This is a genomic window from Psychrobacter sp. T6-4, from assembly GCF_052258425.1.
Lineage (GTDB): Bacteria > Pseudomonadota > Gammaproteobacteria > Pseudomonadales > Moraxellaceae > Psychrobacter.
In genome coordinates this window covers 62,648-86,112 of record NZ_JBQQEZ010000004.1, presented here as the reverse complement: position 1 = coordinate 86,112, position 23,465 = coordinate 62,648, and the positions used below count along the sequence as shown (strand labels likewise).

The 23,465-nt window shown below is 44.1% G+C and carries 20 protein-coding genes and 1 tRNA gene; 14 read left to right on the top strand and 7 right to left on the bottom strand.

The window, feature by feature from the left end; all coding sequences use genetic code 11:
- Positions 1-92 precede the first annotated feature (92 nt).
- From ACTXGE_RS04215 to ACTXGE_RS04165, 11 genes are all read left to right on the top strand, one after another.
- On the top strand, positions 93-1,229 hold the full coding sequence (locus tag ACTXGE_RS04215; RefSeq protein WP_443542045.1) for a porin: 1,137 nt from the start codon (positions 93-95) through the stop codon (positions 1,227-1,229).
- Between the two features lie 159 nt (positions 1,230-1,388).
- Positions 1,389-2,510 (top strand): porin, encoded by a 1,122-nt coding sequence (locus tag ACTXGE_RS04210; RefSeq protein ID WP_443542044.1) that lies wholly within the window; start codon positions 1,389-1,391, stop codon positions 2,508-2,510.
- 103 nt (positions 2,511-2,613) lie between these two features.
- On the top strand, positions 2,614-4,245 hold the full coding sequence (locus ACTXGE_RS04205) for a CTP synthase (protein ID WP_443542042.1): 1,632 nt from the start codon (positions 2,614-2,616) through the stop codon (positions 4,243-4,245).
- Between the two features lie 239 nt (positions 4,246-4,484).
- Complete coding sequence (gene kdsA / locus ACTXGE_RS04200; RefSeq protein WP_443542040.1) at positions 4,485-5,360, top strand: 3-deoxy-8-phosphooctulonate synthase; 876 nt, start codon at positions 4,485-4,487, stop codon at positions 5,358-5,360.
- Between the two features lie 51 nt (positions 5,361-5,411).
- On the top strand, positions 5,412-5,660 hold the full coding sequence (locus ACTXGE_RS04195; protein WP_443542038.1) for a heavy-metal-associated domain-containing protein: 249 nt from the start codon (positions 5,412-5,414) through the stop codon (positions 5,658-5,660).
- A 130-nt stretch (positions 5,661-5,790) separates the two neighbouring features.
- Positions 5,791-6,015: a heavy-metal-associated domain-containing protein gene (locus ACTXGE_RS04190; RefSeq protein WP_443542036.1), complete on the top strand. Its 225-nt coding sequence runs from the start codon at positions 5,791-5,793 to the stop codon at positions 6,013-6,015.
- Positions 6,016-6,230: 215 nt separating this feature from the next.
- Positions 6,231-8,609: a heavy metal translocating P-type ATPase gene (locus tag ACTXGE_RS04185; RefSeq protein WP_443542035.1), complete on the top strand. Its 2,379-nt coding sequence runs from the start codon at positions 6,231-6,233 to the stop codon at positions 8,607-8,609.
- A gap of 207 nt (positions 8,610-8,816) precedes the next feature.
- Positions 8,817-10,133, top strand: a complete 1,317-nt coding sequence (eno, locus tag ACTXGE_RS04180) for a phosphopyruvate hydratase (RefSeq protein WP_443542033.1) — start codon at positions 8,817-8,819, stop codon at positions 10,131-10,133.
- A gap of 91 nt (positions 10,134-10,224) precedes the next feature.
- Positions 10,225-10,530, top strand: coding sequence for an FtsB family cell division protein (locus ACTXGE_RS04175; protein ID WP_317198650.1), 306 nt, complete (start codon positions 10,225-10,227; stop codon positions 10,528-10,530).
- A gap of 66 nt (positions 10,531-10,596) precedes the next feature.
- Positions 10,597-11,307 carry a 2-C-methyl-D-erythritol 4-phosphate cytidylyltransferase gene (ispD, locus tag ACTXGE_RS04170; RefSeq protein WP_443542032.1) on the top strand — a complete coding sequence of 237 codons (711 nt, stop codon included), beginning with the start codon at positions 10,597-10,599 and terminating at the stop codon, positions 11,305-11,307.
- 274 nt (positions 11,308-11,581) lie between these two features.
- On the top strand, positions 11,582-12,193 hold the full coding sequence (locus tag ACTXGE_RS04165; RefSeq protein ID WP_435951059.1) for a BLUF domain-containing protein: 612 nt from the start codon (positions 11,582-11,584) through the stop codon (positions 12,191-12,193).
- 205 nt (positions 12,194-12,398) lie between these two features.
- Here the strand turns inward: ACTXGE_RS04165 and ACTXGE_RS04160 are convergent.
- From ACTXGE_RS04160 to pyrC, 4 genes are all read right to left on the bottom strand, one after another.
- Positions 12,399-12,474: transfer RNA gene (locus tag ACTXGE_RS04160), tRNA-Glu, on the bottom strand.
- A 53-nt stretch (positions 12,475-12,527) separates the two neighbouring features.
- The gene (locus ACTXGE_RS04155; RefSeq protein WP_317198648.1) at positions 12,528-12,725 is read right to left on the bottom strand and encodes a hypothetical protein; all 198 of its coding nucleotides are present in this window, start codon (positions 12,723-12,725) and stop codon (positions 12,528-12,530) included.
- Positions 12,726-12,995: 270 nt separating this feature from the next.
- Positions 12,996-13,658 carry a ribonuclease T gene (gene rnt, locus ACTXGE_RS04150; protein ID WP_443542149.1) on the bottom strand — a complete coding sequence of 221 codons (663 nt, stop codon included), beginning with the start codon at positions 13,656-13,658 and terminating at the stop codon, positions 12,996-12,998.
- A 165-nt stretch (positions 13,659-13,823) separates the two neighbouring features.
- Positions 13,824-14,903, bottom strand: a complete 1,080-nt coding sequence (gene pyrC, locus ACTXGE_RS04145) for a dihydroorotase (RefSeq protein ID WP_443542027.1) — start codon at positions 14,901-14,903, stop codon at positions 13,824-13,826.
- A 297-nt stretch (positions 14,904-15,200) separates the two neighbouring features.
- On the opposite strand from pyrC, the gene ACTXGE_RS04140 reads away from it, so the two are divergent.
- Positions 15,201-16,439 carry an argininosuccinate synthase gene (locus tag ACTXGE_RS04140; protein ID WP_443542025.1) on the top strand — a complete coding sequence of 413 codons (1,239 nt, stop codon included), beginning with the start codon at positions 15,201-15,203 and terminating at the stop codon, positions 16,437-16,439.
- A gap of 137 nt (positions 16,440-16,576) precedes the next feature.
- On the opposite strand, the gene ACTXGE_RS04135 is transcribed toward ACTXGE_RS04140, so the two are convergent.
- Positions 16,577-17,770, bottom strand: a complete 1,194-nt coding sequence (locus tag ACTXGE_RS04135) for a hypothetical protein (protein WP_443542024.1) — start codon at positions 17,768-17,770, stop codon at positions 16,577-16,579.
- Positions 17,771-17,942: 172 nt separating this feature from the next.
- Here ACTXGE_RS04135 and ACTXGE_RS04130 point away from each other — a divergent pair, with 172 nt between their 5' ends.
- On the top strand, positions 17,943-18,452 hold the full coding sequence (locus ACTXGE_RS04130) for a L,D-transpeptidase family protein (RefSeq protein ID WP_443542022.1): 510 nt from the start codon (positions 17,943-17,945) through the stop codon (positions 18,450-18,452).
- Between the two features lie 99 nt (positions 18,453-18,551).
- Here the strand turns inward: ACTXGE_RS04130 and ACTXGE_RS04125 are convergent, their stop codons facing one another.
- A complete protein-coding gene (locus ACTXGE_RS04125; RefSeq protein ID WP_443542020.1) occupies positions 18,552-20,117 on the bottom strand; it encodes a CYTH and CHAD domain-containing protein in 1,566 nt (521 codons plus the stop codon).
- Between the two features lie 193 nt (positions 20,118-20,310).
- Complete coding sequence (locus ACTXGE_RS04120) at positions 20,311-21,900, bottom strand: isocitrate lyase (protein ID WP_317198642.1); 1,590 nt, start codon at positions 21,898-21,900, stop codon at positions 20,311-20,313.
- Positions 21,901-22,446: 546 nt separating this feature from the next.
- Here ACTXGE_RS04120 and ACTXGE_RS04115 point away from each other — a divergent pair.
- Positions 22,447-23,436 carry a LysR family transcriptional regulator gene (locus tag ACTXGE_RS04115; protein WP_317198641.1) on the top strand — a complete coding sequence of 330 codons (990 nt, stop codon included), beginning with the start codon at positions 22,447-22,449 and terminating at the stop codon, positions 23,434-23,436.
- Positions 23,437-23,465: the final 29 nt, after the last annotated feature.

The following is a 23,465-nucleotide window of genomic DNA, read 5'->3' as shown; positions in this document are numbered from 1 at the left end:
GAACTTGTTTAAAAAACTCATCCTCAGGGTGAGTTTTTCATTAAAGAATTTTACTTACCAATCTTGACAAAATTACGAAGTGGAGACATTTTATGAAAAAACTACTTTTAGCAACTTCAATTGCCGCACTGTCTGTATCAGCTGCTAATGCTGCACCTACTTTATACGGTAAAGCCTTCCTCACTACCGATTATGTTAACGCTGAGCTTGACGTTGAAGAGACTGTAGACGCTGATTTTGACGGCGATATACAAAGAATCAATAACGATAGTGATTCACTGCAAGTGAACTCAAACATCTCACGTTTAGGCTTTAAAGGCTCTGAGGCCATCACTGCCAATACTGATGTCATTTATCAGTTAGAATACGCTATCAACATCGATGATAGCGGCGATGATAACATTGGCTTCAAAAGCCGTGATACCTATCTTGGCTTAGCTAATGAGCAATACGGTCAATTCCGTTTTGGTCGCAACTACTCAGTAACCGATTATGTTCTTGATAACGTACTAGTGACCAAAGGCTATTGGGATAACATTGGTGCCAGTAGTATTAATGGCGGAACCGTTGCTGAAGCGTTGACTATGACTGACGGCACCCGTATTAACAACTCTATCATGTGGTTTGCGCCTAAGTACAATGACTTGCCATTAGACTTAGTACTACAGTACGGTGCTGATGAGACTTTTGTCTCTGATAGCGATGATCGTGACGAAGGTTACGGAGCTTCATTGAACTACAACCCAGGCACAGGCTTTACGGTTGGTGTGGCTTATGATAAAGACATGACCATCAATGGAGACATCCTGCGTGGTACCGCAAGTTTAGATCTAAGTAACTACATTACTATGCCAATTACAATGGGACTGCTTTATCAGCAAGCTGATTATGATGGTCTTGGTGAAGAAGACGGCCTAATCGTTAGTGCCAAAATGGGTCTAGATAACTTTGCTCGTCCAGCAGCTATTTATGCACAGTACAATAAAACAGATAGCTTAAGTGGTCTTGACGGCAATGACTCTGACCAGTTTGTGGTTGGTGGTCAGTACTTCTTTAAAGACAATATGATTGCGCATGCTTATGCTGGTTATAACTCTGCTGATTTAGACAATGATAGATTCTTTACCCGTGAAGATGTAGACGGTGATAATGGTGAAGTTGTTAGTGTTCGTGGTAGCGGTGATGCAAACGTTCTTGCTATCGGTGCTGGTCTAGAATACTTATTCTAATCTAAATGCAAGACATGGTTTATTAAGAACTCATCCTTCGGGGTGAGTTTTTTGTTTGCTTTATTTAATCTTTAGAAATAGGTAAGCTTAAACTATCGATTTTAAGAATGGTTTGCATAGCTATCAGTCAACATTTTAATAAATAAGTAGAGACATGTTATGAATAAGCGACTCATCGCCGCGTCGATTATCAGTTTACCTATGACAACAACTTATGCCGCGCCAGAGATCTACGGCAAAGCTTTTGTCACGGCCGATTACGTTGATAGTCAAGCAGACTACAGTCATCGTAGTGATGTCTCTGATTTATCCGATAATGGGTCATTACAAGTCAACTCAAATTCTTCGAGACTTGGATTTAGAGGATCTGAGGCGATAACAGACAATACGGACATCATTTATCAGCTGGAATATGGCGTTGATTTTGATGGTGAGGGCAGCCGTAATCTATTGAGCCGAGATACCTATTTAGGTCTCAAGGGCAAAGGTGTTGGCGAATTTCGTTTTGGTCGCAACTCCTCTATTTTAAGTTATGCTTATGAGCCTGTCGTCACCAGAGCTTATTGGGATAATTTGGGCAAAACTAAGCTGGGTTCTGATGAGCTCGTCTCAGCGCTTAATATGATTGACTACACGCGCAAAGACAATTCAGTCATATGGATAGCTCCAACTTATAAGCATTTTAACCTAGTGGCGCAGTATGCAACTAATGAAAGCCAGAGCATAGGGCGTGATGATGGTTTTGGGGCGTCTTTAACTTATGATAAAGAAGGTATTAGAGCTGGCGTGACCTACAGTCAGGATATCGAGGTACGCGGTAGTATTAATGCCTCAAGTGAAGTTACTGACGGTGATGATGAGCAAAGTCTCGACTATAGCGGTGAGGTCATACGCGCTACGCTGACGGTAGATCTAGATGAGTATATTGATATACCAGCGCCGCTCACAATGGGGCTGCTATACCAGCAAGCGGATTATAATTTTAGAGGGTCTAAAAAAGAAAAAGGGTTGATTGCGAGCGCTAAGGCATCACTAGATAATTTTGCGCGTCCTACTAGCGTATATCTGCAGTACAACCAGACAGACAATCTAAATGGTATTGGTAATAATAAATCCAAACAGCTGGTGCTGGGTGGTGAGTATGATTTTAAAGACAATATCATCGCTCATGCTTACATCGGCAAAAACTCAGCGGACTATACTGATCTTGTGAATCAAAGCCGCGGCGTCGCTGATATTGAGGTCTTAGTCATTGGCGGCGGTCTTGAGTATTTGTTTTAATCTCATTGTCTAAAATGAGAGATTTGAGCGAGTTTAGCTTTTGCTCTATATTTCATGGCGTATTTTTAGTAAAATCCTTCTTTACCAATTATTGATGAGTACTATGACCAAATTTATATTTGTGACCGGTGGGGTCGTGTCCTCACTAGGAAAAGGAATCACCGCTGCTTCCTTAGCCGCCATATTAGAAGCGCGCGGCGTCTCTGTAACCATGACCAAGATGGATCCGTATATCAACGTCGATCCCGGTACTATGAGTCCCTTCCAGCATGGCGAGGTATTTGTCACCGAAGACGGCGCTGAGACAGATTTGGATTTGGGCTACTACGAGCGTTTTCTGCGTCACTCAAAGATGAGTAAGAGCAATAATTTCACCAGTGGCCGTATCTACCAAAACGTCCTTAATAAAGAGCGCCGCGGTGAGTATTTAGGTGGCACGGTACAGGTCATTCCGCATATTACTGATGAGATCAAAAGTAAAATTCTAGCCAGCGGTGAGGGCTACGATATCGCCATTATCGAGATTGGCGGTACGGTTGGTGATATCGAATCACTGCCCTTTATGGAAGCCGTGCGTCAGATGCAAGTCGAGCTGGGCCGCAATAGAGCCATGCTGATGCATTTGACACTAGTACCTTATATTGCCAGTGCTGGCGAGACCAAGACCAAACCGACTCAGCATTCGGTCAAAGAGCTGCGCTCTATCGGCCTGCAACCTGATATATTAATTTGTCGCTCTGATCATCATATCTCTCAAGACAACCGCCGTAAGATTGCGTTATTTACCAACGTGGAGGAGCGTGCGGTTATCATGTGTGAAGATGCACAAAGTATCTATCAGATACCTCGTACGCTTTATGAGCAAGATCTTGATGATTTGATTTGTGAACGTTTTGGTTTAGAAGTACCAGAAGCCGATTTGAGCGATTGGGATAAAGTTGTTAAAGCGCAGCTCAATCCTGTATCCACGGTCACTGTTGCTATGGTCGGTAAGTATGTTGAGCTACCTGATGCCTATAAGTCGATTAATGAGGCACTGCTTCACGCCGGCATCACTCATCAGACCAAAGTCGTCATTGACTATATCGATGCTGAACATCTAGAGAGCGACAATGCTCTATACGCGCGCCTAGGTGAGGCTGATGGCATTTTAGTCCCAGGTGGCTTCGGTGAGCGCGGTACAATGGGTAAGATAAAAGCCATTACTTACGCCCGCGAAAACAACATCCCGTATCTTGGGATTTGCTTGGGGATGCAGCTGGCAGTGATTGAGTATGCGCGTAATGTGCTAGGTATTGATGCTAATTCGTCAGAATTTGATCGCAAAACGGCAGAACCTATTATTGGTCTGATTACCGAGTGGTTAGACGAGCGCGGTGAGCTACAGATTCGTAGTGATGATTCAGATCTTGGCGGTACGATGCGCTTAGGCGCGCAGCAAGCGGAGCTGGTCGCAGGTAGTAAGCTTGCGCAAATATACGGCGCTAACAATATCACTGAGCGTCACCGTCATCGTTATGAGATGAACAATCGCTATATTGAGCCACTAGAGCAAGCTGGCATGATGATATCAGGCTACTCTGCCAAGCAGCATCTGGTCGAGTCGGTTGAGATCAGCGAGCACCCTTGGTTTATCGCGGTACAGTTCCATCCTGAATTTACTAGCTCGCCACGCGGTGGTCATCCGCTCTTTAATAGCTTTGTCAAAGCGGCAAAGAATTATAATGATAAATAAGCTATAGCAATTGTTTTAAACTTTAGCCAATAAAAGACTAATCTACGGATTGGTCTTTTTTTATATCCGATTGAGACGTTTAGCCCTCAATCTTTATCAAATAATGAACTAGGTTGAATTATGAGCTGAAAATAGCGAGAGACGATTACGTTCGTGGACTTTTCTTTATCGTTGTATCGGTTACAATAGCGATAAGTCTTAACATAAATTGTTGATAACAATAAATAGGAAAACGAATAATGGATAATGTATTACAGGCGCAATCACATATTGAGCTAAAGACCCCTAATAGCAAAATTATCAATATTGGCAACGATCAGCCGTTTGTACTTTTTGGTGGGATGAATGTCCTTGAATCAAAAGAGATGGCGTTTGAGATCGCTGAACAATACGTCGAGATATGTGAGCGTCTGGGCATCGGCTATGTGTTTAAAGCCAGCTTTGATAAAGCCAATCGCTCAAGCCTACACTCATATCGAGGCCCGGGGCTCGAGAAGGGTATCGATTGGCTAGGACAAATCAAAGAGAAGTTTCAAGTGCCGATTATTACTGATGTGCACGAGCCGTATCAAGCGCAGCCCGTCGCTGAGGTATCTGATATTATCCAGCTGCCTGCGTTTTTATCCCGTCAGACGGATCTGGTGGAGTCTATGGCAAAGACAGGCGCGATTATCAATATCAAAAAAGCACAGTTCTTAGCGCCGCATGAGATGCGTCATATTATGAATAAGTGCTTAGAGGCGGGCAACGACACCCTCATCTTATGTGAGCGTGGAAGTGCTTTTGGCTATAATAATCTGGTTGTCGACATGCTCGGCTTTGATACGATGAAGCAGATGAATGTGCCGGTGTTCTTTGATGTGACGCATAGCTTACAGCAGCCAGGCGCTCGTAGTGATAGCGCAGGCGGGCGCCGTGAGCAAATAACGACGCTTGCGCGTGCTGGCATGGCAACGGGACTAGCAGGACTGTTTTTGGAAGCGCATCCTAATCCAGAAACTGCGAAGTGTGATGGCCCCTGCGCGCTCAGAACCAGTCAGCTTGAACCTTTTTTAAGCCAGCTCAAGCAGATCGATGATCTGGTAAAAAGCTTTGCGGTGTTAGATACTCATTAAACAAGGGTGAGAGCAACAGAGTAGCTAATTTTGTAATAAAAGGATAAGGCAATGGCGATTAAGATGGCAAAGGTCAGCATTGAGAATATCGATGATGCTGAGGGTTTGGATAGTGTGATGACTGCGCTACAGAATATAACTGGCGTCACTGCGGTAGAGCTTGATGCGGATACTAGCACAGCGCTTATCCGCTATGACGATACCGATACCAGCATTCATGCGTTCACCGCAGCGATCAGTATGGTTGATTATGTGACGCAGCCATTTCCAATTGACGCGCCGCAAAACCCTGACAATTAAGTTTTAATCATGAGTAGTCGCGAACTTCTTTACCAAACTGAGTTGATGTTGGCGCCGATATCGCTTAGGGTATAAAGGTATCAGCATATAATGAGATGTTATTTCTAATTAAATAAAAAAGGAGCCTAGCATGGCACATCAAACTCGAATTATTAAAATTGACGGTATGACCTGTGACAAATGCGTAGAGAGTGTACACGGCGTGACCACTGAGCTTGAAGGTCTCATCAGCATGACGGTTGAGCTACCAACCAATCAGGCGACGGTTACTTTCGATGATACTATGACCAGCGCTGAAGATATTGCTTCGGTCATTACTGAAGGCGGTTTTGATGCCGAAGTCGCTAACTCATAATTTGAGAGTACGATCTCAAAACCAGCTATTATGGCTGGTTTTTTTAATGGCAGTCTCATTACTGAGTGGTAGCAAGGCTATTCACTACTGACAACCGCTTAATCACTTGCATTAGCAGTAATAGCAACCATCTTATTACTATAGTATGTTTTTTAGTATAATAAAATGCATTGCTAAAAATTGTATCCCTATCCATCGTATTTTGAGTTTTATCTATGACTGATTCTAGCGCCGCGACTGATTCTAACTATGATGCTGATACTGCTAACAAGGTTAGCAATGAGGTTAACACCGATGTTGAGTCAAACACTCAGCAAGCGCCGCAACGTGCGCATTTGCAATTGGCGATTGACGGTATGTCGTGCCAAGCCTGTGCCTCGCGTATTGAAAAGGTACTCAATAAAAAGCCCTCTATCTATGAGGTGAGCGTCAACTTCGCAGGTGAGACTGCCAATGTTGACTACAACCCTATTGAGACCACACCAGAGCAAGTCACAGAGTGGGTCAACAAGACAGGCTTTGTCGCCAACCTGCAAGCTGGTGACTCGCTGTTTGCGCAAAACGATGAGGATACGGCAACCAAAAGGCCATGGCGACTGATTGCGCTTTGGATATGTCTGGTGCCATTTTTGGTGGGTATGGCAGGCATGCTAGTAGGACAGGGTATGGCGTGGATGCCGCCAGTATGGATACAGTTTATCCTGGCGACGATCGTCCAGTTCGGTTTGGCATTGCCTTTTTATAGTAGTGCTTGGGCGTCACTCAAAGGTGGCCTCGCTAACATGGATGTACTTGTGGTCATCGGTACCGTGACTATTTGGGCGTATTCTACTTATCTGTGGCTGACGCATGGTGATGGCAGTCTGGCGAGTTTGTTAAATATCGAAGGTCATGGCCCTGGGGTATATTTTGAAGCCGGAGTGATGGTCATCGCCTTTGTACGTACAGGGAAATATCTAGAAGAGCGTACCAAAAAGAGAAGTCTGAATAGTATTGATTTACTGCTATCGCTCACCCCAGATGAAGTTGAATTAGAGCAGCCCAATGGCGATTTTCACAATGTTGCTCTAAAAGACGTGCAAATTGGTGATATCTTGCGGGCTAAGCAAGGTAGCCGCGTGGCAACCGATGGCACTGTTGTTGACGGTAGTGGCTGGTGCGTCGAAGGTCATTTGACAGGAGAGTCGGTACCGCTCAAAAAAGACGTTAACGATACGCTACTGGCAGGCGCGCTCGTTGAGAATGGTAGCTTGCTGTACCGCGTCAGCGCGAAGGGTAGTGATACCAAGCTTGGCGACATGGTACAAGCGCTCAGCGACGCTCAGGGCTCAAAGGCCAAGCTGGCGCGCCTTGCCGATAGAGTCACCGCTATTTTTGTGCCCGTCGTAGTGGCCATTGCCGTTGCGACTTTTGCACTGACATGGTGGTTTACCAGTAGAGTCGATACCGCACTAATGCATGCTGTATCTGTCTTAGTCATCGCCTGTCCTTGTGCGTTAGGCCTTGCCACGCCTGCTGCGATTATGGCAGGGATGGGGGTCGCGGCGCGTCATGGCGTCTGGTTCAAAGACGCGCAAAGTTTAGAGGCAGCGGGCGATATAGATACAGTTGTGCTGGACAAGACAGGTACGCTAACGATAGGTAAACCTGTGATTGTCGATCAAGTTATGGTCGATAAGTCGTTAGCTGTCGATGATGTGTTACAGATTGCCGCAAGTGTGGAGGCTCATGCCAGTCATCCGCTAGCGACTGCACTTATCAATGCAGCTATAGAGCGCAATCTGCCATTACTAGACGTCACTGACGTCAGCGTCATCAAAGGCGCAGGTATTCAGGCCACTATCGCAGGCTTAGGACTCATAAAGGTGGGCACAGCTGAGTTTTCTGAACTAAATTTACCTAAGCATATGCCCAAGGTTTGGAGTATTGCCAGTACGGTCGCTGTGAGTATCGATGATGAACCGCTTGGCGCTTTTGCACTAGCAGATGATCTAAAAGACGATACGCCGCAAGCGATTGCCGCCTTGCAAGCCGCTGACATTAATGTGGTGCTTATGAGTGGTGATAAGCAGTCTGTGGTCGATCATGTAGCAGGGCAACTGGGTATCACCAAAGCTTATGGCACGATGAGTCCGCGCGACAAGGCCAGTCAGATTGCCAAACTTCAAGCAGCAGGTCACAAAGTGGCAATGGCAGGTGACGGCGTCAATGATGCACCCGCTATGGCGACCGCTGATGCCAGTTTTGCGATGTTTGAGGGGACTGATGTGGCACAGCACAGTGCGTCTGCGCGCTTGATGGGCGAGTCGCTCATGCATATTGATGCGGCGCAAAAGATCGCTCAGGCCACGGTACGCAATATCAAACAAAACTTATTTTTTGCGTTTATTTATAATTGCTTGGGTATTCCTCTGGCAGCTTTTGGATTTTTGAACCCGATGATAGCGGCAGCAGCGATGGCGCTTAGCTCCATATCAGTCTTGATGAATGCCCTACGCTTAACGCGCTTTAAGACTGAGGTTGAGCTGACGAATGCCGTGTCAGGTTCTAATGCTAAGGTGAATACTAGCAAACCAAAAGTGATAGATGCTTAACATTTGCAATCATAAAATCTTATTTGTTTATCATGTAGTTTCGCGCTCTAACTGACGCAATGAATCGCTTATTGTTGTCTCGAAGATGGGCGATGTTTGACAAAATTTATGCTATGATGCCAAGCATTATCACCAAATTTATTTTTGTTTATAGCTTGCCCTTTTTATCCCACAAACTTGGCATGACCAAAGGAACGATTAGACATTATGTACGCTGAAGAAACCACTAACGATATCGCTATCAAAGACATCCGCGCTCGTGAAATTTTAGACTCACGAGGTAACCCAACGATTGAAGCTGATGTGATCTTAGCTGATGGGACTATTGGTCGCGCTGCTGCACCAAGTGGCGCGTCAACAGGCTCACGTGAAGCGCTTGAGCTACGTGATGGCGATAAGGATCGTTATATGGGTCGCGGCGTCAAAAAAGCAGTGGCTAACGTCAACAGTCAAATTCGTAGTGCTTTGATGGACAAAGACGTCACCGAGCAGCAAGCGATTGATGATGCAATGATCGCTCTTGATGGTACCGAAAACAAGGACAACTTGGGCGCTAATGCTATGCTCGCAGTGTCTCTTGCTGTTGCCAAAGCTGCCGCAAAGGCGCAAAGCTTACCGCTACATCAGTACATTGCTAATCTGCGCAATCAGACGTCGCTGACGATGCCGGTACCTATGATGAATATCATCAATGGTGGCGAGCATGCGGATAATACGGTTGATATCCAAGAGTTTATGATTGAGCCTGTAGGCTTTACTAGTTTTTCAGAAGCATTGCGTGCCGGTACAGAGATTTTTCATAGCTTAAAGTCGGTGCTTAGATCACAAGGCTTAAATACTGCTGTTGGTGATGAAGGCGGCTTTGCTCCTGATCTGCGTAGCAATGAAGAAGCCATTACTGTCATTATGCAAGCGATTGAGCAAGTAGGTTATAGCGCAGGCAAAGACATTTACCTAGCGCTCGACTGCGCCGCTACTGAGTTTTATAAAGACGGTAAATATGTCTTGGCAGGCGAGGGCAACAAGTCCTTTGATAACCAAGGGTTTTCCGATTACCTCGTTGGTCTTACTCGCCAGTACCCTATCATTTCTATCGAGGACGGTTTAGATGAGTCCGATTGGGAGGGCTGGAAGTATCTAACCGAGCAAATCGGGGATAAAGTACAACTGGTCGGCGATGATTTATTTGTGACCAATCCTGCTATTTTGCAAGAGGGCATCGATAAGCATATTGCTAATGCTATTTTGATTAAGTTTAACCAAATTGGCACCTTATCAGAGACGCTTGATGCTATTTATTTAGCGAAGAAAAACGGCTACGCCACGATTATCTCGCACCGCTCAGGTGAGACTGAAGATAGCACGATTGCTGATCTTGCCGTAGGTACCGCAGCAGGTCAAATTAAGACAGGCTCCTTGTGCCGTTCAGATCGCGTTGCTAAATACAACCAGCTTTTGCGTATAGAGCAGCAAATTCGTGCCAGCTATCGCGGCGCTGATGAGTTCATCGGTTTACGCGGTTAAAACCATTCAAACAAAGCAGTGTGTGATTTTGTACCCAATGACATACTGCTTTTTATTTGTACTTAGTATCCTTATATTTTGCGCGCCTACTATGAAATACTTTAGCCAGTTTATACTATTAGCTTTTGCAGTTGCTGTGTTGATGGGCCTGCAATATCAATATTGGCTGGGTGAAAACGGTCGATTTGAGCATAGTAAGCTCAGTGCCCAGATTGATAATCAGCAGCAGCTCAATGACAACCAAGTTGCAGCCAATAACTTACTACGCACTGACGTAAGCGATTTAAAAAATGGACTTGAGGCCGTAGAGGAGCACGCGCGGCTAGATTTGGGGTTGATCAAACCCAATGAAACCTTTGTTCAGATATCTACTGCACCAACAACGCATAGTCAATAACATAGCATATGGCGATGCTATAACTTATCATTAGTATGAGCTCTTTTTTTATCACGAACCTCTCACATGAATAAAACCCCTAAATTGCATGCAATGATTGTCGCTGCTGGTCGCGGCAGCCGCTTTGGTGCGTCTGTGCCTAAGCAATATACTATTCTCGGCAATCAGACTCTATTGCAGCATAGCGTTGGGAGATTAGCTCAAAGCGAGCAGATTACCGAGTGTTTGCTCGTTGTGGCAGCAGATGATAATACAGCGCAAAATCTAAAATTTGCAATGCCTGTTTTCTACGCCACTGGTGGTACTGAGCGTTGGCAATCCGTCAGCGCAGGGATAGAGGCCATCATGAGTAAAGGCGCAAGTGATGATGATTTGATTCTTATTCACGACGCAGCACGTCCTACTGTGCCTTTAACAGATATAGATGAGGTTATTGCGGCGGCCAAGCTTGAGCCTTATGGCGCTATTTTAGCAGCACCAGTAGCGGATACTCTAAAGCAAGCGCAGCAGGACGATACCTCATGGTGCTACGTCTCTCATACTGTTGATCGAGAGGGCATGTGGCAAGCACAAACCCCGCAAGTCTTTCGTGCAGGAGCGCTCACAAAAGTACTTGAGCATGTGGCGCTGCAACATTTGAGTATCACTGATGAAGCCAGTGCTTTTGAGTATCTAAACTTACCAATAAGACTCGTTACTGGTAGTCGGCAAAACATCAAACTGACCTACGCCGATGATGAGCTACTCATTTTATCTTTAATACAGTCACAAAAATAATTTGATGAGCTACCGCAAAATGTAGGGTGGAGAGCGTAAATAAAAACAACTCTCATCTATATATTCAATATTTGATATATAATTGTCAATAACTAATAATTATAATTCTGACTAGTCAGAGAAATTATGTTTTGCTATTGGTACGTAATTAGCCTATGATGTAACCATCTTAATACAATAAATATAAAACAAATTAAATCAATAATATAAGACTAGTTTTAGTAGTTATTGATTTACAAACCGTATAATAATAAGGAGAGGCTGATTGTCACCTGTGCATGCTATGACAAATTCAGATACCAAAGATCTTTATCAACTGGTTTACATCAGCCGCATTACTACTGCTGGACTTGTAGGTTCTAGCACACTCAATGATATTGCAAAATTAGCGACACAGAACAATTACAACAACGATATTACGGGTATCCTTTGTTACGGCAATGGCTACTTTTTTCAGTGTGTTGAAGGTCGCGAGCAAGACCTGACAAACCTAAAAAACCGCTTACTATTAGATGATCGTCACAAAGATTTAAAGATACTAGACTTCTCAGAACTTGATGAGCGTCATTTTTCTGGATGGTCGTTACGCTCAATTGTACTTGAGCGCTGTATGGTCAAGGATATGAGAATCAAGGCATTGATGCCTTTTAAACCTTATAATTGGAATTGCGATGAATACTTACAGTTCTTAGAGGTATTGCATCATTTATATGATGATATTGATCAAAAAGGTGAGTCTGATACTCAGCCTATTAAATATAGTGCGCTTGGCGTGACACTTAGCAAAGTTGTCGGTGAACACCAAGCTTTCTTTTTAATTCAATCTGTACTAGCCTTATTAATCATTATGACTATACCTTGGCTACTTATGGCGGATAAAATCTAAAACCTAAAGTCTAATAAAAGCTGACAACAATGAACTGACCCCCATAAGTGGTGTCCAACTTATGGGAGTCAGTTCATTGTTGTCAGCTTTTTTATACCTTAGGTATGAGGGATATACGAGCAGTTTTGCAAACACACAAACATAAAAAAACCTTCAAGCTCTATCATAGAGTTTGAAGGTTTTGAAATGCCAAAGCATTTATATATGGCGTCCCCAGGGGGATTCGAACCCCCGTTACCGCCGTGAAAGGGCGGTGTCCTAGGCCTCTAGACGATGGGGACTAGGTACTACATCTTCAGCTGCTTTCACCATTTATGCCGAAGTGGTGCATATTCTAATAGCGTCGATGCTTACTGTCAAGCCTTTTTCGACGTTTTTTCAACATCAAATATCTTTTTTTGAGTGCACGTCTTGGATGTAGATTTTTACGTTTGAGATGGTAGCGAATCCATAGTGAGGTAATAGCACTAATCGTCAAAGCAAGTGCCATATAGCCAAAGATAGTGCCCCATACCATGTAATGTGGTTCCATAACCAAATCCCTCTTAGTAAACCTAGCACTTTCAATTATAAATAACTGAGGTTATGTTGATGACTTAGCTCATCTAAGGGATGTCTTTAGGTTATGCTAGCTATCAATAGCCATATCTTCACCAATCACATACCAAGATGTCAAAGTACAAAATAAATACTAAAGCGCTATAAAAGGCATATACCTAACCTTAAAATTAGTCGCTGTCTTATTAGTATCTATTAACCTTGAGCGATAAACCAGTGCTAGCAAACTAAAGTTACATGTTACTTATGTTTTGTTAGCATCAGCTTCTATGTGAGTGTCTGTAGGTTCTGCGTATAGTGCATTGGGCAGCATAGGGTAGTGATTGAGAATATGACAGAATAGCTCGGCTGTTTTTTGGGTATCATATAGCGCCGAATGGGCATCATTACCGTCAAACTCAAGCCCCGCCGCCTTGCAAGCGCGGGCGAGTACTGTCTGACCAAAAGCAACCGCTGCGAGTGTCACCGTATCAAACACTGAAAACTGATGAAAGGGGTTGTGGTTTTTGCTATTGGTACGCACAACTGCAGCGTTCAAAAAGTTCAAATCAAAGTGTGCATTGTGACCGATTAGCACGCACTGGCGGCAGTCCTCAGCTTTTCGCACTTCTTTTAGACCCTTAAATATTCGTCGCAGAGCAGTTTTTTCATCTTCTGCAATAGCTTTACGCATTGGGTTGTTTGGGTCTATACCCGTAAACTCGAGCGCGCGCGGCTCTAAGTTTGCCCCTTCAAAAGGCTCAATATGAGCGTTCAGCGCTGCGCCAGGATAAAATACCCCTTGCTCATTCATCAAGATAGGAATACAAGCGATCTCTAACAGGGCGTCAGTTTGCGCGTTGAATCCTGCAGTTTCGACATCGACGACGACTGGTAAGAACTTACGAAAGCGCTCTTTTAAGGTCATTGGCGCTGGAATGTTAGTGGTATGATCATCTGTTTGGTCACCCACTGGTTTTATATCGGTCGTCGTATCGATAATATCCTTGTCTACTACAGCTACATTTGTATTATGGCTTGTATTACTTTGAATGGTCATATCAGGTTGTATCACTTGTTATAAGGGGTGGTGTTAAACTTTTAGCGACCAAGGCAGGGTTTCACCCGCCATGAGCGGCGTTAAAGTTGAGCCATCAAAGTAAGGGTAGTCACTGGGCACTTGCATTGGGGTTTTTACCAAAGTAATAGTACTCTCATTCACAGGCAAGCCATAGAACTGTGGCCCAAAACGACTAGCAAAGCCTTCTAATTTATCTATCTTACCGACACTATCAAAGGCAGTGGCGTACAAAGGCATGGCGATCGACGAGCTATAGCAACCCGCGCAGCCGCAAGCGTTTTCTTTTTGATCAGTAGCATGCGGCGCTGAATCTGTACCCAAAAAGAACTTGGGATTACCACTGGTCGCCACGTCGAGTAGCACCTTTTGATGTTTTTCGCGCTTTAAGATGGGTAAGCAGTAAAAATGCGGCTTGATACCACCAAGCAGTAAATGGTTGCGATTAAACATGAGATGCTGCGGGGTAATTGTCGCTGCAATCTGGTTGCCTTGTGACAGTACAAAATCAGCGGCATCACTGGTCGTGATATGCTCTAGTACGATTTTTAGCGTTGGAAATTTTACGATAATTTGCGCTAAGACATCGTCTAAAAAGCGTTTTTCACGATCAAAAATATCAACGTGGTCGTGCGTGACTTCGCCATGCATAAGTAGCGGCAGATCGTGTTTTTCTAGCGCTTCAAAAACATCTACCAGACCATTGATATCTGTAACACCATCTGCAGAGTTGGTCGTCGCTCCAGCGGGATAGAGTTTGACCGCCTCGACGATGCCAGATTTTGCTGCATTTTCGATATCTTGTACGCTAGTATGGTCCGTCAAATATAGCGTCATACGCGGGTCAAAGCCAGTTTTGCGCTCAGATGCAAGGTTACTCTCTTCTAGATGCCTGAGAATACGGGCGCGATAATTACGAGCCTCGTCAAAGGTTTTGATTGGTGGTACTAAGTTTGGCATGCAGATGACGCGGTTAAAACTCTTAGCTGCATGAGCGACAGTTGTCGCTAGCGCTTGATTATCACGTAGATGAATATGCCAATCATCTGGCTGCAAAATAGTAATTTGTGTTGTCGAATCAGTAGTCGGGTTCATAGCACTCTATTATTAGATGTAAAGATTGAGGAGGGTGATTGTTGATCGTATTTGGCTGTGGTCATAGTAACAGATTTGCTAGCTTGACTGAATATGCACGTCGCCTCTATGCCTAATTTATTGAACCCGCTGTTCCTGCAATTGTTAAATTTAAAGATGAATCCATACATAAAGGGCGGTTTGGCGTAGTGATACTTTTGCCTATAGTAAATATGATGTACACTGAGCGTCTTATTGACCGCTTAATGTTTATTAGCACTCTTTTGTATTATCAACTTATCATAACAGGAGTTATTTATGGCTCAGCTTGATCCCAAAAATATTAATAAAATTGTACTCGCCTACTCAGGTGGTCTTGATACCTCAATCATCGCCAAGTGGCTACAAGAGACTTACGACGCTGAGGTCATTACCTTTACCGCTGACATCGGTCAGGGCGAAGAGGTTGAGCCAGCTCGCGCCAAAGCACAAGCGATGGGTATTAAACACATTCATATCGAGGATCTACGTGAAGAGTTCGCTCGTGATTATGTGTTCCCGATGTTCCGCGCCAACGCGATTTATGAGGGCGAGTACTTACTAGGTACCTCTATTGCGCGTCCATTGATTGCCAAGCGTTTGGTTGAAATTGCCAAAGAACACAGTGCTGACGCTATAAGCCATGGAGCGACGGGCAAAGGCAATGATCAAGTACGCTTTGAGCTTGGTGCGGTGGCTTTATCACCAGATGTGGTCACGATTGCTCCTTGGCGTGAGTGGGATTTGTCGAGCCGCGAAAGCTTGATGGACTATGCCAAAGAGCATGACATCGCTATCGACTATGCAGGCAACAAGACCAAGTCGCCTTATTCAATGGACGCCAACTTGCTACACATCTCTTATGAGGGCGGTATCCTAGAAGATCCGTATGCTGAAGCAGAAGAAGATATGTGGCGCTGGTCAGTCAGTCCAGAGAACGCGCCTGATGAGGCTCAGTATTTAGAGCTAGAATATGAAAAAGGTGATATCGTTGCAATCGATGGCGAAGCGCTAAAGCCTTATGAGGTGATGATTAAGCTTAACGAGATTGGTGGCAAGCACGGTATTGGGCGCTTAGATATTGTCGAAAACCGCTACGTCGGTATGAAGTCACGTGGCTGCTATGAGACACCAGCGGGTACGATCATGCTAAAAGCACACCGCGGTATTGAGTCATTGACCCTTGATCGTGAGGCGGCGCATCTAAAAGATGAGCTGATGCCGCGCTACGCTAAGATTATCTATAATGGGTATTGGTTTAGCCCTGAGCGTATGATGCTACAAGCTATGATTGACAAATCACAAGAATATGTCAACGGTACCGTACGCGTCAAACTATACAAAGGCTGCGTGAGCGTAGTCGGTCGTAAGTCAGATGATTCCTTATTTGATGAAAAAATTGCTACTTTTGAAGATGATGCAGGCGCGTATGATCAAAAAGATGCTGAGGGCTTTATCCGTCTAAATGGTCTACGTTTAGCTATCGAAGCCAGCCGTGGTCGTGATTTGTCAAAATAACGCAGCTCTATATCAATCAAAGAACAATAAAAATCTAAAGAGCAATAAGAAAGAGGCATCAAATATGATGTCTCTTTTTTTATAGCTTTTATAACCTCTTCATCTTTATAACTTCCTTACCTTTATTATTTAAAAGACTAATGCTCAGCATTGTCACTTATTTTTTCTATAACTTCTTGTTGCTGGGCGCTCTCACGCTTATCTTTTTGGACAACCTTTTGAGTCACACTAGTTCTAGGATCGGCCTGCTTTGCTTGATACTTAATCATGGCCAAAACGCTCAAGAAAGCTATGACTGCTAGAGTAATCCAAATAACAGGATTCTTCCAAAGTGGGTACGACTTAAAAGACGCGGTGCTATCAGCGCTAGTGGCTTGTGCACTGTCAAGACCACCGAGTAGTGCTAGGTTCACAAGTGGCGGCGTAGGAGCACTAGCGGGCTCTGAGGCAATCTGCAAACGATTGCGACTTAAATAGATATCAGCTATTTTTGCCAGCTGCAATAACCAGCGCTGATGCGGTAATGCAATAGCGCTCATAGGCTCGAACATGAGTAAGTCATCATGCTGATCGCGCTGAACGTTTTGGGCTGAGCGCCCAATCGCTTTTAAATAATTAGGCGTCGCTTGTTGCATGTCCTGTACGGGATGCACTTGAGTACTATCAAAGCCTGTTAGCTGATACCAATAGCTATCAAACGGCGAGATGTTGTTTGTTTTTACAATCTCAGTTCTCACAATTTCAGCCTGTACGACCTCAGTATTTGATACAGCCAAATCTGCTGGCACGTTGTTTTTGTGCTCAAGCGTATGATCAAAACGCGCTGCTGCCAAAAACTGAGGCTGCAGTGCAAACCATTTATCTAGCTCCTCACTATCTAATTGACTATATTCTGACAAAATAGCCAGCTCACGTATAGCGATGACGCATAGTGAAGTCAGTAGGGTGTTAACCTTTATAGGACTAGCATCGATCTCGTCGGCGATACGAGAACAGGCTTGCTCGATAGTGGCACTATCTAAAAAAAGGGTATCAGTAACATCGTGACGATGATAAAGCGCGCTTTTGATGGTCTCAAAGCTCATGGCATTATGTTGGCGCAGATCTTTTATCGCGCTACGTCCAAATAGCTTTTTGCTGACGGCTTGACTACTGTGACGCTGATGATAGGCAAGTAATGCGCTGACAATGGCTTGCAGGCTTGTTGTGGTAGCGCGGCGTGCTTGCGGTATAGACAGGGCTGCTGCATCGGCTAACAAGGATACTATGGGCTGCGTATCTTGATATAGAAAATCATACATCGACACGCTGGTCGGTGAAATAGTCGTCATAATCTGCTAGCATCAAAAATGTACACCTATATTACGGTGCTAAAGAGCCTGATACAATCCCCTCTTACAGATTTTATCGTCATATCTAAAAACTGATTTTTCTACTTGTTTTTTTGTTAAATTGAAACGTTCATTCTTTTAAGTGGTGTTACTACATTTGAGGATCACAACTATGGATAATAAATCCAGCAAGCATATTTTGATCAATATTAAAGCGCAAACTTTAGCGTTATGTTGTGATGAAGCTGTTCTTAAGCAGTATAGAGTCTCTACAGCCAAGAGTGGTATCGGTAGCCGGCAAGACAGTGGCTGTACACCGCTGGGTCAGCATATTATCGCTCAAAAAATCGGCGATAAGGCTTCTAAGAACACCGTATTTGTCGGTCGCGTGCCTACGGGTGAGATTTACGAGTCGAGTCTTGGCGCTCAGCATCCTAACCGAGATTGGATACTCAGTCGTATCTTATGGCTAAGAGGTCTTGAAAAGGGTGTTAATAAAGGATATAACGAGCACGGCGGCTGCGACACATTTAATCGTTATATCTATATTCATGGTACACCTGACAGCGAACCTATGGGAATCCCATACTCGCATGGTTGTATCCGCATGCGTAGTGATGAGGTTGTCGAGCTGTTTGATTGGGTAGAAGAAGGTACACCTGTCACTATCGTTGAAAGCTAAGAGCAAAGGTTAAAGGTTAAAAGCAAGCTAACTTCGACTCGTTGAACAAACAAAAAAAGACAGCTCATTTGCATAGTGCTGTCTTTTTTGATGTAAATACTACCAAAACGGTGTTTGCTCGCGAACTTTAGATAGGCGCTTATTGCAGCGTTTATGACTCTTTGCAAGCTTAGCTGCGAACCATCCTGCGCCATACAAGGCTTGGCTGTCTGTCACTGATTTTTGTTGATAGCGCTGCTGATACTGGCTGTAGTCGTGATATTGTCCTAGCGCCTTTTGTGCTTTTTTTAGACGCTTTAGCCAGCGCTCGCTTTTCTTTTTTGAATACAAAGGCGCTGCAAACGCGCTTAGGTAACGTAAGTCCTTGAGGCGGCGACGTACTTTATGCAGTGCCTCTATATCGCTGTTATTTGAATTACCAGCGCTTAACTCTCTAAAATCTTGCTCTGCTTTTAAGCGTTTACTATCTCGTTTGGATAGTATTTTTGGGAGTTTATCTCGCGCAAGCTTATTTGTCTTGGTATCAGTGCTTGCATCGCTCATGGTAAATGCAATGAGCTCAAGTAAAGTTAGCTGAAAGTCGTTAGCGCGCACCGCGTCAATAGGGGAGATTTTGATCTTGTCGATTTGCGTGCTCCAATCGACGCTTGGCGCACCTTGCTCAATAAGCGCAGGCTCGATATGCGTGATTATATTCGTCAAGTCGCGATACTCACCGAGAAGTCTTTGTGTCTGCTTGAGGATAGGCTGCCATTCAGGGTTGATTTGTTCTGAGAATTTTTTAAATGATTTTAGCGCTACTCGTAAGCGATGAATACCGATGCGCAGTTGCAGAATATGCTCGTCATCGTCGCTACCTGCCACAATGGCGCTACTGTTCGGCAGTATCTGCAATAAACAATTATGAACTGCTGCGCGTACAAATACAGGCAGGCTAGTGTCTTTATCGATATCGAAGTGCTTAAAATCTGTCTTGACCGCTGGGCTGTGCGCTTGTTCGTTAATTAATAAACCGCCACGCTCCGCTTTAGTCACTGTTGATAGGCACAGCTTATAGCGTTTGCACCATGTCTTGGCAGTAGCAAATAAAAAGTTCACTTCTCCTGATATCAGTTCAAACTCTATCTCCTGAATAGGGTAGCGCTTTTTGGTACCACTAATAATTTCACCATAATCATAGGCAAGCTCAATAGCGGTTTTATTGCCATCCTCTTTTTTACTATCATCTTCTATGATGCTAGTGCCTTCTAGCAGGCGTGTGATACGCATGACATCAGTGACGTATTGACAGGTTAACTTTTTACTTAATTTTTTGAGATTAAAATCCGCCAGTATAGGTTCGATTGGAGTGTCTTGATACAAGCTAAGATCAGGCAGTAGCGTATCTGTCATGAGCATGAGATTGACTTGCTCGTTATCTAATATTGCATTGTGCTCTGTGCGCGCGGCAATACCATCGCCGCCAGCTTTGATGGTCTGAACCCAAGTGTCACCCTCTAAGCGAATACGTAGACCAATACCAGCTTGAGCCAGTAGTTGCTTTGGCGTATCAAAATAATAAGCCGCCATATGCGTTTGTTTAGAGGATTTGACCTTGGTTTGACGCATCAGACCTTTGAGCCGCGACTCTGGCACTAGAAATTTCAATTCTATCTCTTGCATCATATTCTCCTATATTGTGTAAGTTTTGCCTGCTAAGCTTGGCATACATTACAATCATCGTATGAGAGAGGGCGGCTGATGACAAGTAAAGTTTTGACGTTTTGGCAATAAAAAAGCCGCCCTACGTGTAGTAGAGCGGCTTTTAGTTTTAGATATTGAGCTTAGCGTTTAAAGCCCAGTTTCTAAAGTTTGGCGATTAGCCGAACTGGTTCATGGTGTTTTTGCCACCACCAGCTTTTAGAGCGTTGTCACCTGAGAAGATCTCTTTGTGATCATCACCAAGGTCAGAACCCGCCATAGCTTGGTGCTTCACGCATGAGATGCCTTCGCGGATCTCTTTACGTTGTACGCCAGCGGCATAAGCAAGCATACCTTCTTCACCGAAGTAGCCTTTAGCCAATTCATGTACGCTAAGAGCAGTAGTGTGATAAGTAGGTAGAGTAATTAGATGATGGAATACACCCGCTTCACGTGACGCATCTTTTTGGAAGTTTTTAGCGGCTTCATCAGCAGCAGCGTCCAATTCAGAACCGTCATAATCAGCGCTCATTAAGTCATCTTTATTGTAAGCTGAGATGTCTTTGCCTTCTTCTTCCCACTGAGCGATGATCTGCTTACGGAAGTTGAGCGTCCAGTTGAACGATGGGCTGTTGTTATAGACCAGCTTCGCTTTTGGCTCTTCTTCTTTAATACGATCAACCATCATTTTGATGTGTTCAACGTTTGGCGTAGGTGTCTCGATCCATAGTAGATCAGCACCATTTTGCAAAGCAGTTACGCAATCAAGTACGACGCGATCGATGTTCGTGTCTTCACGGAACTGATACAAGCCATTTGCTAAACGAACAGGACGTACTAGTTTGCCGTTGTGCTTAAGCAAGCTGTCGTTCTCGTTAGCGTTCTCTAAAGTAACTTCTTCCATTTCGATAAAGTCGATGTATTTAGAAGCTAAATCACCTGGCTCCTCAGATACTGGGATTTTTTGCGTGAGTGATGCGCCTTCAGAATCGGTACGAGCAACGATGATACCGTTTTCAACACCTAGCTCTAAGAATGCATAGCGAATTGCATTCAATTTAGAGATAAAGTCTTCATGTGGTACGGTTACTTTACCCGCTTGGTGACCACATTGCTTGGCATCAGATACTTGGTTTTCGATCTGGATAGCACAGGCACCCGCTTCAATCATTTGCTTAGTGAGCAAGTAAGTCGCTTCTTCGTTACCGAAACCGGCATCGATATCGGCGATGATTGGCACAACGTGTGAATCGAAGTTTTCGATTTTCTCTTGAATAGCTTTGGTGTCTTGACCCGCCTCGGTAGCAGCATTTAGCTCACGGAAATAGTCGTTTAATACTTTGGCATCTGCTTGACGAAGGAAAGTGTAGATCTCTTCGATAAGCTTAGGTACTGACGTTTTTTCGTGCATAGATTGGTCAGGTAATGGACCAAACTCAGAGCGAAGGGCGGCAACCATCCAGCCTGATAGGTAGATATAAGTTTTTGACGTCGTGCCAAAGTATTTTTTCTTAGCATACATGGTTTGCTGAGCCACAAAACCGTGCCAAGCGCCTAAAGACTGCGTGTACTGAGACGAGTCATTGTCATAATCTTCCATGTCTTGACGCATGATGTCAGCGGTGTACTTAGCGATGTCCAAACCTGTTTTGAAACGGTTTTGAACCATCATACGGGCCGCATCAGTCTCGCTGATGTTCTGCCAGTTACCGTGCTTTTGCTTAAGTTCACGTACTAAATCGATTGCTGACTTGTAAGTAGTTGACATCTATTGTCTCCTTGGTGGGGTGTTAAAACTTGCGAAAACTAAATTAAAAAGGTTAGCGAGCGTTATAAGTTACTATATTTTTAGTTACTGTATTTTGATCGTTGTTTTAAGCATCAAAATAAAACGAGCATCGCAGCCTGTGCTTAATGATAACAAAATCTGATGATATAATGATAAGTTTATACTGAGATACTTATTAGTAGTCATACTTAGTGGCAGTAATAATATAATGGTCTAATAAATCTGCTTTTGATATAGGTATGTCAGCTTGCGCTAAAAGCACTAAAAGCACTTATGCTGTATACTTCAAGGCCTCAATGGCATTCACTATAGCCATTTTATCAAGATTTATCTAATTTATGACCGTTATCTTTGGTATTCAATATAGTTATAGTATAATAAAATCATGTACTTAAATAAGATAAATAGTATTGTGTTTGCATCGACGTATCTATTGAATTTGATAATAACCGATTTTAAGACATCAGCAGCATAACTAAGCGCCCGTTTTCGAGCGGTGCACGTTTAAGGCAAAGAGACAAACGTATGAATTTGCAAAGGGTTGATTTAAATCTATTGGTGCATCTAGATGTACTGCTTCGAGAAAAAAACGTCACGCGAGCCGCTGAGCAGTTGGGCATCACGCAGCCTGCGATGAGTAACATATTGCGCCGATTGCGTAAGCTGTTTAATGATCCTTTGCTGGTGCGCTCATCAGAGGGCATGACGCCAACAGAACGTGCGCTTGAGCTGCAACCTCGCATCAGAGAGATACTAGCAGATCTAACCCAAGTTCTCGAGCCGCGTACCGAGTTTCGCCCTTATAGCACCTCAAGAGTTTTTCGAATTATGACCTCAGATTATGCTGAGGCAACTTTGGTGCCTAGACTGGTCAAAGCACTGCGCTCTGAGGCTCCTAATGTTATCTTAGATTTTTTGACGCCATCGGACGTCTCTTATCGGGATATGGAGCAGGGGCGCGTCGATTTAGCTATTAACCGTTTTAACGAGATACCACAAAGCTTTCATCAAGTGCTCGTATGGCGTGACACCTTTAGCTGCCTGTTGTCATCAGAGAGTCCTTATGCCAATCGCTTTAATCTCAAAAACTACCTAAAGGGTCAGCACGTTTGGGTCTCCAAAACAGGTATGGGCGTAGGGTTTGGCGTGAATCCTGAAAAATCTGGCGGACTTGGTTCTATTGATCAGGCACTTCAGCGCTTGGGTCAAAAACGTCAAATTAGCGTCTTTACACGTCACTATCAAATGCCCGCTATGCTCGCTGCCAATAAAGATCTCATAGCGACGCTACCTACTCGCGTCGCCCGTATGCAAGCTAATAACGATAGTATTATTATGGAAGATCCACCGTTTTTTATTCCTGAATTTGAGCTCACAATGGCATGGTCACCGCTTTTGCAGCATCATCCTGCCCATCGCTGGTTACGTCAACTGATCATGCATGTGGCGCGCCAAGTCGTCGCTGATGAAGAAAGCCAGCAGCAGGACATTCCTGTGATTAATAAACTCTTTTAATATTAGATTATCACTCAAGCCAAAACCAG